The sequence below is a fragment of the Bradyrhizobium sp. USDA 241 genome (assembly GCF_049739505.1).
GTDB classification, from domain to species: Bacteria; Pseudomonadota; Alphaproteobacteria; order Rhizobiales; family Xanthobacteraceae; genus Bradyrhizobium; species Bradyrhizobium liaoningense.
In genome coordinates this window covers 533,163-547,160 of the sequence record NZ_JBMGPZ010000005.1, presented here as the reverse complement: position 1 = coordinate 547,160, position 13,998 = coordinate 533,163, and the positions used below count along the sequence as shown (strand labels likewise).

Genomic DNA, 13,998 nt, shown 5'->3' with positions numbered 1-13,998 from the left:
TAATCGCATCGCGCTTTAGGGCGTCTTGACGATGAATCTTCCATCGTACAGGAATGCGCCCTTGAACCCGCTTTGAACAGTTTCGAATCCGCCGGTGCCCGTCGCGTTCGCGTACGTACCAGTGCCCGACAAGATCGTATATTCGCCCTTCGCTTTGCCGTCCTTGACCGCGCCGGCGTAGCGCGCCGTGATCGAGGAGCCATCGTCGAAGGTGTAGGTGCTGTAGCCAAAGATAGGTCCTGAGCCCTTGAGCAGGTCGGAGGAATTGACAAAATCTTTCACGGCAATGCGTCCATCCTTGAAAAAGGCAACGCCAAACATTTTGCCGGACATGACCATCTGGCCTTCGACGTTCGCGACCTCGGTGACTTTGACATCCATCGGCTTGGTGACGAGCTTGAACTCGAGCACATGCTCACCGGCGAGAGCAGTGGCGGGCAACGAAAGCGCTGCCAACAAGAAATACGAGGCACAAGACATTCGCATGGTATGTCCTCCTCAGTACAGTTCATGATGGAATGGAATCCCGCCTCGGTGCGGCGGGACGATCGGCAGCTTAGCACAACCGTCAGATGTTGATCAGGGCCGCGATTGTATTGCATCGCGGCACGCCCCCTGCTGCGCCGGTAATTGAGTAATCTGCAATGCGCAAACGCGTGTGAAGCGCCTCGCGCCAAGGCGACGCGATGTCCGTCAGTCGTCGCCGATCATTTACAACGACGGCGTTCAGTGAGATCGCCTGTGGTTCGGCCAATCACCTCGCCGCTGCCACCTTCAATGTCGGCGGCATCAGTCCGCCCATCGCCCGGCCAGACCGCACCGGGTTGAGCTGATAGAGACCGCGACGGTCGGTCATGGGGCGGAATGCGTCAGTGATGCCGACGACGGACTCGGCAGCGCCAAGCAGCAACGTGGCGTCGGGCTCCATCGCCTTCGCCATCCGCTCGAAGATCACCGCCTTGGTGTCCTGATCGAAATAGATCAGCACGTTGCGGCAGAAGATCACGTCGAACGTGCCGAGATGGGAGAAGTCCTGCAACAGGTTGAGCTGGCGGAACTGCACCATCGCGCGGATGTCGGCATTGAGCTGCCAGAGTTCACCGACTTGCGTGAAGTACTTCATCAGGTGCTGGATCGGCAGGCCGCGCTGCACCTCGAACTGGCTGTAGACGCCGGCCTTGGATTTCTCCAGCACCTCCTGCGACAGGTCGGTGGCGACGATCTCGATGCGCCAGCCGGCGAAAACCGCGCCCATCTCCTTCACGCACATCGCGATCGAATAGGGCTCCTGCCCGGTCGATGAGGCCGCCGACCAGATGCGCAAGCTCTTGCGCGCCGCGCGCGCCTGGATCAGGCCCGGCAGGATGGTCTCGCGCAGATGGTCGAACGGAATCTTGTCGCGGTAGAAGAAGGTCTCGTTGGTGGTCATCGCTTCGACCACGTCGGTCGCAAGCCGGCCGTCACCATTCCTGATCTTCAGCACGAGATCGGGGATGCCGGGAAGGCTTGCCTTGCGGGCGAGCGGCAGCAGCCGGCTCTCGACCAGGTACTGCTTGTCGGCCGAGAGATCGAGGCCGGAGCGCTCCTTCAGGAACTTGCGCAGGTAGTCGTAATCCGTCGGCGTCACGAGCGGTCTCCCGCAAACAGGCGGTTGACCTTGGCGCCGATCTGGTTGAGCGGCAGGATCGCCGCGCAGATGCCGGCATTGGCCGCCGCCCCCGGCATACCCCAGACCACGCTGGAGGCTTCGTCCTGTGCGATGACGCTGCCGCCGGCGGCGACGATGTCCTTGCCGCCGCGCATGCCGTCCGAGCCCATGCCCGTCAGGATCACGGAGAGGATATTGCCATGCCAGACGTCGATGGCCGAGGTGAAGAGCGGATCGACCGCGGGTTTGCAGAAATTGACCGCCGGCCCGTCATCGAGCGAGATCGCGGCATCCGCGCCGCTGCGCACGACGCGCATATGCTTGCCGCCGGGCGCAAGGTAGATCCGTCCGGCCTCCACCGGCTCGCCGTCGACTGCCTCGCTCGCCGGCCGGCGGCTCGAACGCGCCAGATGCTCGGCGAGGATGGTGGTGAAGGTCGGCGGCATGTGCTGGGTGATCAGCACCGGGAAGCGGTCGATCACCGGGCCGAGTTCGGTGACGAGCGACATCAGCGCCTGGGGACCGCCGGTCGAGGAGCCGATCAGCAGCACCTTCGGCGCCTGGGTCGAGAACGGACGCGTCGACAGCGATCCTGACGACGGGGCATGCACGGCCGGAGCGGGCGCAGGCACGGCAGGCCGCGCAACAGGACCGCGCGCGGCCGGAGCCGGGCTTGCGGGCGCCAGCGGCGGGCTCGCAACCGCAGCCTTGCGACGCAGCCGCGCGCCGAGATGGCGGATCTTCTGGATCAGGTCGTGATGAAAGATGTCGGCCGCCGATGCCTCGCGCGTCGATTCCGGCTTCGGGATGTAGTCGGCCGCGCCGAGCGACAGTGCCTTGAAGCTGATCTCCGCGTTGCGGCGGGTCAGCGTCGAGGCCATGATGATGACGAGATCGCGCTTCTTGGCCAGCAGTTGCGGCAGCGCCGAGAGGCCGTCGAGCTCGGGCATCTCGATGTCGAGCACGGCAACGTCGGGGTTGATGCGTTCGATCTGGTTGACCGCCTCGAGCCCGGTGCGCAGCGAGGCCGCGACCTCCATGTCGTGCTCGGCGCCGATCCAGCGCGAGATCAGACCGCGGATGACGACGGAGTCGTCGACGATCATCACCCGCAGCGGCCCCGCTTCGCGCGACGGCGTCGTGGTCGAATTCCCTGCGAACGCAACACTCATTACTCACCAACTCAGACTGAAACGATATGGTTGAAAGCAGGCGCCGAAGGATCCGTTCAGCCTCCGGGCGGTCGCTCAGATAAGGCCGACTTCCTGGAATTTCGCCATCACGATGTCCTTGTCGAACGGCTTCATGATGTACTCGTTGGCGCCGGCATGCAGCGCACGCGCGATATGCGCGACGTCGTTCTCGGTGGTGCAGAACACGACCTTGGGCTGGTCGCCGCCAGGCATGCGCCTGAGATGGCCGAGGAACTCGTAGCCGTCCATCACGGGCATGTTCCAGTCGAGCAGCACCGCATCGGGCAGGCCGCGCTTGCAGGCCTCGAGCGCCTTCTCACCGTCCTCGGCTTCGAGGATCTGGAAGTCGAGGCCCTCCAGGATCCGCCGCGCAACCTTGCGGATGACGCTGGAATCATCAACGACGAGACAAGTGCGCATGTGAACCTCTGCTTCCTCCCCTTTGCGGGGGCACTTCCAATTGCAAGTCCGTCGGCGACGATGCCGCCGTATCAGGCCGCCATCATTTCGGGTGCGAGCTCGAGGACGCGATCGACGTCGAGGACGACCATGAGCTGGCCGTCGAGGCGGTGGACGCCGCCGGCGAGCTTGGCCATGCGGGGGTCGAGGTTGACGGGGTTCTCCTCCTTGCCGTCCTCGGGCAGGCGCAGCACCTCGCCGATCTGGTCGATCAGCAGACCATAGGATTCGCCGCGCAGGTCGACGCCGACCGCCATCGGCACCTTGCCGTCCTCGGCCCTGGGCAGGCCGAGACGGGCGCGCATGTCGACCACGGTGACGATGCGGCCGCGCAGGTTCAACACGCCCGCGATCTCGCGCGAGGACAGGGGAACACGGGTGACGCGCTCGGGCATGAACACGTCCTGGACGCGGGAGATCGGCAGGCCGAACAGCTGGCCGCCGATCATCGCGGTGACGTATTCGACCATGGCGCCTTCGCTTACTTGGGTCTTGCTGGTCATCGCTTGTCTCCTGATCCTGTCTTAGGCCGCGGCCCGGCTCAGCTCGGAAGCGCCGGCAGCGCCCGCGGTCTGCTCCTTCAGCGCCGCGATCAAGCCGGGACGGTCGAACTTGGCGACATAGTCGTGGAAGCCGGCCTGACGGCCGCGCTCGATCGCCGCCGGCGACACCAGCGCCGACAGGCCGATGATCGGCGTCGCGGCGAGGTTGTTGTCGGAACGGATCACTTCGGCGAACTCGAACCCGTTCATGTCGGGCATCTCGATGTCGGTCAGCACCACGTCGAAGCTCTGGGCGCGGAGCGCAGCTAAGCCCTCCTGCGCGGTCGGCGCGGTGCGGACCCGGTAGCCGGCGGCCTTGAGCACCGGAGCCAGCATGTTGCGGAAGAAGGCTGAATCGTCGACCAGCAGCACCGACTGCGAGTGCATCGACGGCTTCATCTCCTTGCGGGTGAACCAGTCGGAGAACGCCATCGGCAGGAAGTGGCCGACGTCGATCACCTCGGTGGCCTGGCCCTTGATCACGGCCGAGCCCAGGATGCCCGAACTTGAACCGCCGACCTCGATGTTGAGCCGTTCCTCGACGATATCGATGATCTCGTCGACGACGAGGCCCATGGAGCGGCCGTCGTCGGCGAACACCAGGATCGGCTGGACGCCCTGGCTGGCGATGGTGACGCCTTCCATGGCCACCAGTGGCATCAGCTGCTCGCGGTACTGCACCATATAGCGGCCGTTGCTGAACTCGATCTTGTCGGCGGGGAGCTCTTCCAGGCGGGTGACGAGCCCGAGCGGGACCGCCTTGGGCTGGGACGAGCCGGCGCGGAACACCAGCAGCGAGGTGGTCTGCTCGCCCGATCCGATGTGATGGCCGGCCGCGTCGTCGCCCATGTCATGGGCCGAGGAGCCGGCGGCGCCGAGCGCCTTCGCAATGCCGTTGGGATCGATGATCATGATGACAGCGCCATCGCCCAGAATGGTGTTGCCGGAGAACATGTCGATGTGGCGCAGTTTGGTCGACATCGGCTTGACCACGATCTCCTCGGTGTGGAACACGCCATCGACCACGATGCCGAAGGTCTGGCTGCCGACCTGGGTCACCACGATGAAGCCGTTCTCGGGATCGGAGGCCGCGCCGTCGTCGATCTTGAGCAGCTTCTTCAGGTGGATCAGCGGCAACAGCTTGTTGCGGAGCCTGAGGACCGCGGTGTCCTTGATGCGCTCGATGCGGTGCTCGGAATTGGCGCGGGCGCGCACCAATTCCACCACCGAGAGCTGCGGGATGGCGAAGCGGTCGCCGGCGGCTTCCACGATCAGCGCCGAGACGATGGCGAGCGTCAGCGGGATCTTGATGGTGACCGAGGAGCCCTCGCCGGCCACGCTCTTGATGTCGATGGTGCCGCCGATCTGGTCGATGTTGGTGCGCACCACGTCCATGCCGACGCCGCGCCCCGACACCGAGGTGATGGCGGCCGCGGTCGAGAAGCCCGGCGCGAAGATGAACTTGTGGATCTGGGCTTCGCTCATCTTCTCGAGCTCGGCCTCGGTGACGAGACCGGAGGAGATCGCCTTGGCCTTGATCTTCTCGGTGTTGAGGCCGCGGCCGTTGTCGGCGATGCAGATAATGATGTGGCCGCCCTCGTGATAGGCGGACAGGCGAATGGTGCCCTGCTCGCCCTTGCCGGCAGCGAGCCGCTCGGCGGGGGTCTCGAGGCCATGATCGGCGGAGTTGCGCACCATGTGGGTGAGCGGATCCTTGATCAGGTCGAGCACCTGGCGGTCGAGCTCGGTGTCGGCGCCGTGCATCTCCAGCTCGATCTGCTTGCCGAGTTCGCTCGACAGATCGCGGACGATGCGGGGCAGCTTCTGCCAGGCATTGCCGATCGGCTGCATGCGCGTCTTCATGACGCCTTCCTGCAGCTCGGCTGTGACGTTGGACAGGCGCTGCAGCGGCACCTTGAACTCGGTGTCCTCGTTGCGCCTTGAGATCTCCAGCAGCTGGTTGCGGGTAAGCACCAGCTCGGAGACCATGGTCATCAGATGCTCCAGCGTATCCACGTTGACGCGGATCGACTGGTTGGCGATGCGGTCGCCCTCGGAGGCGCCCTCGTCGGCCCTCGACTTCTTCGGCGCGGCCTTCTCCTTGGGCGCCTTCTCCTTGGCGGCTTCCTTCGCAGCAGGAGCCGGGACTTCGGCAGCGGGCGCGGGTTCAGCCTTGACTTCAGCCTTGGCGGCCGGCGCGGGCACCGGCGCTTCGATCGCGGTCTCGCGGAAGGCGCGCTCGAGCTCGTCGAGCGAGACCTCGCCGGGACGCAACGGGCGCTCCAGGGTCTGCTCGATCAGCGAGCCCGTGGTCAGCTCATTGGCGGCTGCAGGCTTTGCTTCGGCGACCGGCGCCTCCGGCGCCAGCGGCGGCGACTCGGCGACAGGAGCGCTAGCAGTGCCGGCCGCCATCGCCGCCATACCCTGCTCGACCATCGCTTCCAGCTTGTCGATGAGGTCGCGGTCGTTACCTTCAGGCTCGGCCTCGGTCGCCTCCAGGCCAGCCAGGATCTCCTTGATGCGGTCGATCGAGGACAGGATCACCGTCACCGCCTGCCCGGTCACCGGCATGCCGTCACGGAATTTGCCCATCAAGGTCTCGCCGGCATGCGCCAGCGCTTCCAGCCGCGGCAGCCCGAGGAAGCCGCAGGTGCCCTTGATGGTGTGGACCAGGCGGAAGATGTTATCCAGGATCTTGGCGTTGTTCGGCTCCTGCTCGAACTTCACCAGCTGATTGTCCACGGTGTCCAGGCTCTCGCTGGTCTCCGTCAGAAACTCCCGCAACAGATCATCCATGAAAACAGGCCTTCATACAGGAAGGGCGCGCACGAGGCGTGATGCGCCATCTCGGAATGGGACCAGCTTCACCGCAAAGCGTTTAATATTGGTTGAGTATGTGCAAAAGAACGGGATCAACAAAGAGATAAGGCGCTCCGGACAAGCCGAGGCGCCTCGTAAAGATTCGATTAAGAAGCCGAGCGCGACGCGTACGTTTACGAAGCGGTAACGATGATGGCTTCGCCTTCCGGCTTGAGCGTCACCGTGAGCGCGCAGGCCTGCGCGAGCAGCCGCGTATAATAAGGCTGGATCGCATGCGCATCCGCGGCGGGGCCACGCTCGCCGCTCAGGAGCTCGGCGATGTTCTGCGGCAAACGCGCATTGTGTCCGGTCGCAGTGATGCGAAAGCTCATCGTCTCGCCCTCGCCGATCGGGTCGATCGTCAGCATGCCGCCGCGCGGGATCGTATGCTGGGCGACGACCAGCATGTTGAGCAGCAGCTTGACGCGATTCTTCGGCAGCAGCAGCCGCGGCAAATTCCAGGTGATCGCGCACTTGCCGTCCTCGATGTGGCCGCGCGCCATGGTCTGGGCATCGCCGAGATCGATCTGCGCGCCGGAGGAGCCGGCGGCGCCGAAGGCAAGGCGGCAGAACTGGAGGCGGGCCGAGGCGGTCTTGGCGCTCTTGCGAATCAGGTCGAGCGCGAACTCGCGGTCTTCGGGCTTGGGATCGTCGTCGAGCACTTCGAGCCCGTTGACGATGGCACCGACGGGGCTGATGAGATCGTGGCAGACCCGCGAGCACAGGAGCGCTGCGAGTTCGAGCATATCGGGAGCGGTAACGGGCGCGGGCGACGAGGCGTCAGACATATAAGGGGTCCTGGAGGGTTCCTGGGATTGGACGGCGCTGGATGCCGCGAATCACGCATGCTTGACGGATGCTGCGGGTTCTAACATTCGCAAGCCCGCGGCAGCTAGCTTGCGATCGGCTCGAGGAGGCCATAAAGCGAATCAGTGGACGGGGAACGGAATTGCCGATGAATGAGGCATGCAGGTGATGCGGATCATCGACGGGGCGGCCGCATCCGGCCTGATGGAGCCGCTAACCGCGCTGGTGGTCAAGGCGGGCCAGGCGATCCTTGCCGTCAACCGCGCCGCCATGCGGATCGAAGGCAAGCAGGACGGCTCGCCGGTAACCGAGGCCGACCTTGCCGCCGACCGCATCATCGCCGACGGCCTCGCGCAGCTGGCGGGCGACGTTCCGACGCTGTCGGAGGAGCGGGCCCAGCTCGCCTCCCCGCCGTTTCAGGGCAGCTTCTTCCTGATCGATCCGCTCGACGGTACCAAGGAGTTCGTCGCCGGCCGCGACGAGTTCACCGTCAACCTCGCCCTCGTAACATCGGGCGAGCCGCTGCTCGGCATCGTCAGCGCGCCCGCGCTCGGCCTGCTCTGGCGCGGCATCGTCGGCCGCGGCGCCGAGCGGATGAAGGTCAACGGCGCAACCATCGGGGCGGCCGGGCCGATCCACACCCGCAAGCTGCCGACGCGAGGGGAGCCCTGGATCGCGGCGGTGAGCCGTTCGCATGGCGATCCCAAGAGCGAGGCGTTCATCGACAACAGGCCCAATGCCGTCCGACGCACGATCGGCTCAGCCGTGAAATTCGGCCGGATCGCGGAAGGCAGCGCAGACATCTATCCCCGCTTCGGGCCGACCTCGGAATGGGATGTCGGGGCCGGCTGCGCGGTCGTGACTGCGGCCGGCGGCAGGGTGACCGACGGCAAGGGCGGTGCACTCCGCTTCGGCCAGCGCAGCGACACCGGCTTCATCGTTCCCGAATTCATCGCCTGGGGCGATCCGCAGGCGGTAGGCTGCTACTGACCGAGCTGTTCCTGAAGCGCCGGCCAGCGCTTGCCCACCTCATAGAGGAAGCGCTCTGGATTGGCGATGAAAGCGTCGCGATTGGCTTCCCGGCTGAACAGATAGAGCCGCTGCGCCACGACCGCGAAGAAATAGGGATTGCCGGCGACGGTGACGCCGCGGGCGATGTCGGCCGGGTCATAGCCGCCGAATTGCGGTCCGTAGATCTCGGGATGGGCCAGGAAAGAGGCGCGGTTGCCCTCGTTGCGGAAGCGCCAGACGGCGCCCCAGAGATTCGCCTCGAACTCCGCCCTCCCCTGCTCGGCCGTGCCCGTGACGAAATAAGCGACGGGGTCGAAGCCCTCGATGGCGACGCCGGTGAAGCGGTTGACGACGATCCGCTCGGTGGTGGCGGTCCATCCCGGCGCCCCCGAGCAGATGATCCAAATGCCCGCCAACAGGCAGACGCGGAGGCCGATCAAGGCAATTCCGGGGCGCAAAGGGCTATCTTCCTGCCGTTGTGCCGTCATAGTTGCTGCGGATAACATCCGAGTCGAGGGGACATCCGGCGCAACCTAGAGCCGTGCCTGTTGGCGTCAGGTTAAGGAAGCGACCGGATTCGGTACCAGGGGTTCTTTATGACTTTCGCATCACGCCTTGCTGCGCTCGCGCTTGCCGCGATGGTCGGCTGGATCGTGCCGGCTTCCGCCCAGCAGGCGCCGCCGCCCGACCTGCCGCCGCCGCAGCGGACCCCGACGCCCAGCACCTATGGGCCTGACGAGCTCGTCACGGCCGGCCACCGCTTCTTCGGCAACGTCTCGCGCGGGCTCGCCTCGATCATCGAGAAGGCGGTCAGCCAATGGGGCCTGCCCAACGGCTACATCCTGGGTGAGGAAGGCTCCGGCGCTTTCGTCGCCGGCCTGCGCTACGGTGAAGGCACGCTCTACACCAAGAATGCCGGCGACCTCAGAGTCTACTGGCAGGGCCCCTCGCTCGGCTTCGACTGGGGCGGCGACGGCGCGCGCACCATGACGCTGGTCTACAACCTGCCCGCCACCAACGCGATCTACCAGCGCTTCGGCGGCATCGACGGCTCGGCTTACATCATCGGCGGCTTCGGCATGACGGCGCTCACCGCCAACAACATCGTGCTGGTGCCGATCCGCTCCGGCCTCGGCCTGCGGCTGGGCGCCAATATCGGCTATCTCAAATTCACCCCGCGGGCGACCTGGAACCCGTTCTAAGGTCTCTCCCTCCCATCCACCTAGGGATCAAGGTTAACGACAGGCCAGGGCTGGCTTTTTGCCGGCCCCGCATGCATTGTTGTTGGTAAATTTTTCCTTAGCTCTGGGAGTTCTGGCCCATGGTCGAACCGATCATGTACCTGGCGATCGGTTTCCTGCTTTCGATGCTGTGCGGGCTCGCGATCGTGCCGCTGCTGCATAACCGCGCCGTCCGCCTGACCACGCGCCGGCTCGAGGCCGCCACCCCGCTGTCGATGGCCGAGATCCAGGCCGACAAGGACCAGCTCCGCGCCGAATTCGCCATGTCGGCGCGGCGGCTCGAGATGAGCGTCGATCAGCTCAAGAACAAGACCACGAGCCAGCTCGCCGAGCTCGGCAAGAAGAGCGACGCCATCAACCGCATGAAGATCGAGCTCGGCGAGAAGAACGCCACGATCTTCGCGCTGGAGGCGCGCGAGAGGGCGGTGAAGGAGCAGCTGCGCGCCACGGAGGAGGAATTCAACGCCAAGACCGAAGCCTTGCGCGCCGCAGAGATTGCGCTGGCCGACAAGCAGGCCGAGCTCGCCAAGATCAACTCCGAACTGTCCGACCGCTCGATGATGGCGGAGAGCCGCCAGGTCGAGCTCATCGCGGTGCGCGCGCAGATCGAGGAATTGAAGAGCCGCGTCGGCGATGCCGAGAAGGAATTTGCCGCCACGCAGGCGCGCCTCGCGCAGGAGCGGACCGAATCTGAGACGGCCTCGCGCCAGCTCAGCGAGGCCCGCGGCCGCGTCGAGAATCTGAGCCAGCGTGTCACCGAGCTCGATCGCCAGCTCATCGTGCAGGTCAAGGAGGCCGAGATGCTGGCCGGCCGCGTCGCCGACCTCGAGGGACGCCTCGCCACGCAAGGCAAGCTGCTCGCCGAGCGCGACTACGAGAACAACCAGCTGCGCCAGGCCAATGAGAGCAATGAGCGCACCATCAAGGAGCTGCGCGTCGAGATCGCCGCCTTGAGCGGCGGCAAGTCGTCGGCTGCAGTGGAGACGCTGCGCGCCGAAAAGGCCGCGCTGGAGGAGCAGCTCCGCACCGCACGCGACGAGCGCGCCAAGCTTCAGCGCGACATCAACGCGATCCAGCAGCAGGCGGAGAGCTCCTGGGCGACCGAGCGCATGGAGAACGCGCTTCTGCGCGAGCGCATCAACGACATCGCGGCGGAAGTCGCAAAGCTCGCGATGCAGCTCGAAGGCCCGAACTCGCCGATCGAGGCCCTGCTCGCGGCCGAGGCCGGCCAGCCGGCGAAGCCGGCACCGCGCCCGGCCAACGACGCCAAGACGGGCGGCGCTCCCGCGGCCCGCCTGCCCGAAGGCGGCGGAACGCTCGCCGAGCGCATCCGTGCGCTCCAGGCCCACGCCTCCCGCGCCCGCCAGCAGGGCGCGTAACCGGCCCAAAATCAGGCTTCCGTTGCGGATCGCGTGACCTCCCGAAGGTTTTCCGCGCCCGCGGCGCCTGAAAACTTGACACCTTCGGCCGGCACTTCTAAATCGCGGGCTCCGATGTGACGGCCGGCCGAAATCCGGCCGCCTGCATGATGGTCCCGGGCGCATAGCTCAGCGGGAGAGCGTTCCCTTCACACGGGAGAGGTCCAAGGTTCGATCCCTTGTGCGCCCACCACGCAAAGCCCTCAAATCACTCGCAAATTTATCCTGACGCTGGGATGCAAGAGCGCGTGGAAGCGACTCTGAGAGTAGGACAGAGTAAGAACATCCGTGCATTCCCGTGCATTATCCGTGCAAATCCGCGCAGCTTGTTCCCGTTCGTTCACGCCGCGCGTGCGCTGCGCTGGGCATATCCTCAACCTCACCGGTTGCGATCCTACCGATCAACATGGCGTTTTGTATCGTGGCGCTTCTCGCCGTGGCATGGATCGCTCCGCTTAGGACGAAATATTGGCACAACCACCATCGATAGAGTGGCTATCGATTGCGCAACTATTGATTATTTACCACACTTTGAACCTTAACTGATTTGTAACGACCAAAAGGAACGAAGAGTGTTGACATCTGTTAACGGTACACTAATTGTTCGGTGCAACGGTGGCTAAACGACCATCGCACCCAAACAAGGAAATCGAGGCAGTAGTTGCCTATTCCGAAGAGTTAGGGTGGTCCTGGGTAAAGGTCAAAGGACATGCTTGGGGAAAGCTTCTTTGCGCGCATCACGACAGAGAAGGCTGCACTGTCTTCGTCTGGTCGACGCCCAGAAACCCTCAAAACCATGCGAAACAACTGAGGCGCGAAATAGATCGCTGCCCTCACAAGGAAGAGGAGAAGAACGATGAAAACGTTTGAGTTCAGCATCATTGCTTCCGGCCTCGATCCTGAGGCTGAGGACTTTGCTGATCGGTTTTTCGAGGCGGGCTGCGACGATGCAACCATTTCGTTCCAAAAGGGCCACATCATCGTGGATTTTGCCCGCGATGCGGTATCCATCGATGCTGCTATTTGTTCGGCAGTAGATTGCGTGGCGAAGGCCGGGGCGCACGTGGACCGAGTAGAGCCTGATCCGCTGGTCAGTCTGTCAGATATTGCTGCGCGCACGGGCTTGTCGCGCGCAGCAATCACTAACTATTCCAAGGGAGACCGGGCAGAGAATTTCCCGCCCCCAGTAGCGCGAGTGACCTCGAAAACATCCCTTTACGATTGGGCGGCCGTCGCCACGTGGCTGTACCAACATGATCAGCTTCCCCGAGATAAGGCCATTGAAGCTGAGGCGGTCAGGGTTGCGAACGCGGCAATCGAATCTCACGCGGAACTAGAAGCGGCTTTAAAAGGAAGCCTGAGCGCCTATGAGAAAGTGCTAGACGAGGCGGCCTGACCTTCCCGGATGTCGACGGAAGCAGGCCGCCACGACTTGGGCGGTCTTTTTCTTTCAGCGAGCCGCTAAGCGGCAAGCTTCGCAAACCCAAAAATCAAGTCTCGTCTTCGGGAGCCGGCCCTTGGAGCAGCGGTGCCCATGCCAGAGGCAACCGTGCACGAAGATGGCGACCTTGTGCCTTGCAAGAACGAGATCCGGGAGGTGCAGCCGGTATCGATAGCCGAGTCCGTGGACTAGCCGCCGTACGGCCATCTCCGGCCCCGTGTGCTTACTGCCGACGCTGCGCATAATGCGGCTGTGTTGTTCGGGAGTGCGAGTGTCCATACCCGATGGTCCTTTGCAGGCTTTTCAAGCGCCAGAGCTGGGCAAATTTTCCCCACCTTTTTTTTTCGTCGGAGGCCGTTCCGGACCCGTCGGCCCAGCTTCCGGCTTTATCGCGTTTCATCCGACCTTCCTGGCTTTCTGCACCTGCAGATCGAGGTCGTACTGATAGACGCACGACCGAATCGAGCGCATGCCGTCGCTATTGCCGAATGCGCACCGCGCGGTAACGCGCCAGCCGAGTTGCCAAGCCTCTCCGATCTACAGCCAAGAGAACAACTAGCGAACAACAAAGCCGGGAAGTCAATACATTCACTCGTATGCTGTTCCGTCGCACTGGTTGTAGAGTTGGAGTTCCGCTCGCTTGGCAGGGGGTAGGATTGGCTGACGACGAAACAAGGCAGGCGTTCCAGGTTCAATACGTCGGGGAAAATCCTGATGACCACACGATGGATGTCGAAGAACTCGGACCGGCGCTGATCGCCTTTGGCAAGATGATCCGCGCCGCGAATGATGAGCTGAACCAAGACAAGGCGCGAGTGCGCGTGCTCGTCGCTTCCGACTTCGAGCACCGCTGTTTTCACATCAATTTCGAAGTGGTCCAGATCCTCAAGGACATCACCGACTTCCTACAGAGCAACCACGTCGAACTCGCCGAGCTGCTTAAGCGTCTCGGCATCATCGTCACCGGCACGGCTGGTATTGTCGGAAGCGTGTTCGGCTATTTGAAATGGAAACGCGGCCGCAAGATCGACAAGGTTGCCGAGATCAAAGATTCGCCAGGCACGCTGGTCCTAAAAATCGAGGGCGACAACAACACCATTCAAATCAGCAAGGACGTGTTCCAACTCGCGCAAAACAGGGAAGTGCTGGACGCAGTAGAAGAGGCGTTGGCGCCGTTGCAGAACGGCCGGGGCAAAACCATCAAGTTCGGCACTGATGAAGTACGGATGGTCGAGTACCGGCAGCGCGATGTCGAGGACATCATTGCTTCGTGCGAGGATGGCGGGCCTATAGAGCTGGCCCCGGTTGTTTGGACAGCGCCCCGCTGGATTTAAGTGGATTCCTGCCGGGTTATGCTGAACGCGGGGCTTTACGGTTTT

The 13,998-nt window shown here is 63.8% G+C and carries 15 protein-coding genes and 1 tRNA gene; 6 read left to right on the top strand and 10 right to left on the bottom strand.

Going from position 1 to position 13,998, the window contains the following annotated elements:
• Positions 1–15 precede the first annotated feature (15 nt).
• From ABIF91_RS24410 to chpT, 8 genes are all read right to left on the bottom strand, one after another.
• Positions 16–441 (bottom strand): hypothetical protein, encoded by a 426-nt coding sequence (locus ABIF91_RS24410; protein ID WP_245285592.1) that lies wholly within the window; start codon positions 439–441, stop codon positions 16–18.
• A 127-nt stretch (positions 442–568) separates the two neighbouring features.
• A complete protein-coding gene (locus ABIF91_RS24405) occupies positions 569–754 on the bottom strand; it encodes a hypothetical protein (protein WP_424579453.1) in 186 nt (61 codons plus the stop codon).
• On the bottom strand, positions 755–1,627 hold the full coding sequence (locus ABIF91_RS24400) for a CheR family methyltransferase (protein WP_028182269.1): 873 nt from the start codon (positions 1,625–1,627) through the stop codon (positions 755–757).
• On the bottom strand, positions 1,624–2,820 hold the full coding sequence (locus tag ABIF91_RS24395; RefSeq protein WP_424579452.1) for a protein-glutamate methylesterase/protein-glutamine glutaminase: 1,197 nt from the start codon (positions 2,818–2,820) through the stop codon (positions 1,624–1,626). Before ABIF91_RS24395 ends, ABIF91_RS24400 begins: the two co-directional genes overlap by 4 nt.
• A 75-nt stretch (positions 2,821–2,895) precedes the next feature.
• Positions 2,896–3,261 carry a response regulator gene (locus ABIF91_RS24390; RefSeq protein WP_200472335.1) on the bottom strand — a complete coding sequence of 122 codons (366 nt, stop codon included), beginning with the start codon at positions 3,259–3,261 and terminating at the stop codon, positions 2,896–2,898.
• Between the two features lie 71 nt (positions 3,262–3,332).
• A complete protein-coding gene (locus ABIF91_RS24385) occupies positions 3,333–3,803 on the bottom strand; it encodes a chemotaxis protein CheW (protein WP_124161037.1) in 471 nt (156 codons plus the stop codon).
• A gap of 21 nt (positions 3,804–3,824) precedes the next feature.
• A complete protein-coding gene (locus ABIF91_RS24380) occupies positions 3,825–6,638 on the bottom strand; it encodes a hybrid sensor histidine kinase/response regulator (protein WP_424579451.1) in 2,814 nt (937 codons plus the stop codon).
• 197 nt (positions 6,639–6,835) lie between these two features.
• A complete protein-coding gene (gene chpT / locus ABIF91_RS24375) occupies positions 6,836–7,489 on the bottom strand; it encodes a histidine phosphotransferase ChpT (protein ID WP_424579450.1) in 654 nt (217 codons plus the stop codon).
• A 178-nt stretch (positions 7,490–7,667) separates the two neighbouring features.
• Here chpT and ABIF91_RS24370 point away from each other — a divergent pair, with 178 nt between their 5' ends.
• Positions 7,668–8,498, top strand: coding sequence for a 3'(2'),5'-bisphosphate nucleotidase CysQ family protein (locus tag ABIF91_RS24370; protein ID WP_028181658.1), 831 nt, complete (start codon positions 7,668–7,670; stop codon positions 8,496–8,498).
• On the opposite strand, the gene ABIF91_RS24365 is transcribed toward ABIF91_RS24370, so the two are convergent.
• Positions 8,492–8,977 carry a YHS domain-containing (seleno)protein gene (locus ABIF91_RS24365; RefSeq protein ID WP_028181657.1) on the bottom strand — a complete coding sequence of 162 codons (486 nt, stop codon included), beginning with the start codon at positions 8,975–8,977 and terminating at the stop codon, positions 8,492–8,494. The genes ABIF91_RS24370 and ABIF91_RS24365 overlap by 7 nt on opposite strands.
• A gap of 138 nt (positions 8,978–9,115) precedes the next feature.
• Between ABIF91_RS24365 and ABIF91_RS24360 the strand changes: the two genes are divergently transcribed.
• From ABIF91_RS24360 to ABIF91_RS24345, 4 genes are all read left to right on the top strand, one after another.
• Positions 9,116–9,721: a DUF1134 domain-containing protein gene (locus ABIF91_RS24360; protein WP_035679986.1), complete on the top strand. Its 606-nt coding sequence runs from the start codon at positions 9,116–9,118 to the stop codon at positions 9,719–9,721.
• Between the two features lie 119 nt (positions 9,722–9,840).
• Positions 9,841–11,139 (top strand): hypothetical protein, encoded by a 1,299-nt coding sequence (locus ABIF91_RS24355; RefSeq protein WP_028181655.1) that lies wholly within the window; start codon positions 9,841–9,843, stop codon positions 11,137–11,139.
• A 157-nt stretch (positions 11,140–11,296) separates the two neighbouring features.
• A tRNA-Val gene (locus ABIF91_RS24350) sits at positions 11,297–11,371 on the top strand.
• A gap of 663 nt (positions 11,372–12,034) precedes the next feature.
• Entirely contained in the window at positions 12,035–12,574 is a 540-nt protein-coding gene (locus tag ABIF91_RS24345; protein ID WP_028181654.1) for a helix-turn-helix transcriptional regulator, read from the top strand.
• 54 nt (positions 12,575–12,628) lie between these two features.
• Here the strand turns inward: ABIF91_RS24345 and ABIF91_RS24340 are convergent, their stop codons facing one another.
• Positions 12,629–12,898: a hypothetical protein gene (locus tag ABIF91_RS24340; protein ID WP_080660055.1), complete on the bottom strand. Its 270-nt coding sequence runs from the start codon at positions 12,896–12,898 to the stop codon at positions 12,629–12,631.
• Positions 12,899–13,275: 377 nt separating this feature from the next.
• Here ABIF91_RS24340 and ABIF91_RS24335 point away from each other — a divergent pair, with 377 nt between their 5' ends.
• Complete coding sequence (locus ABIF91_RS24335) at positions 13,276–13,953, top strand: hypothetical protein (RefSeq protein WP_424579449.1); 678 nt, start codon at positions 13,276–13,278, stop codon at positions 13,951–13,953.
• Positions 13,954–13,998 lie beyond the last annotated feature (45 nt).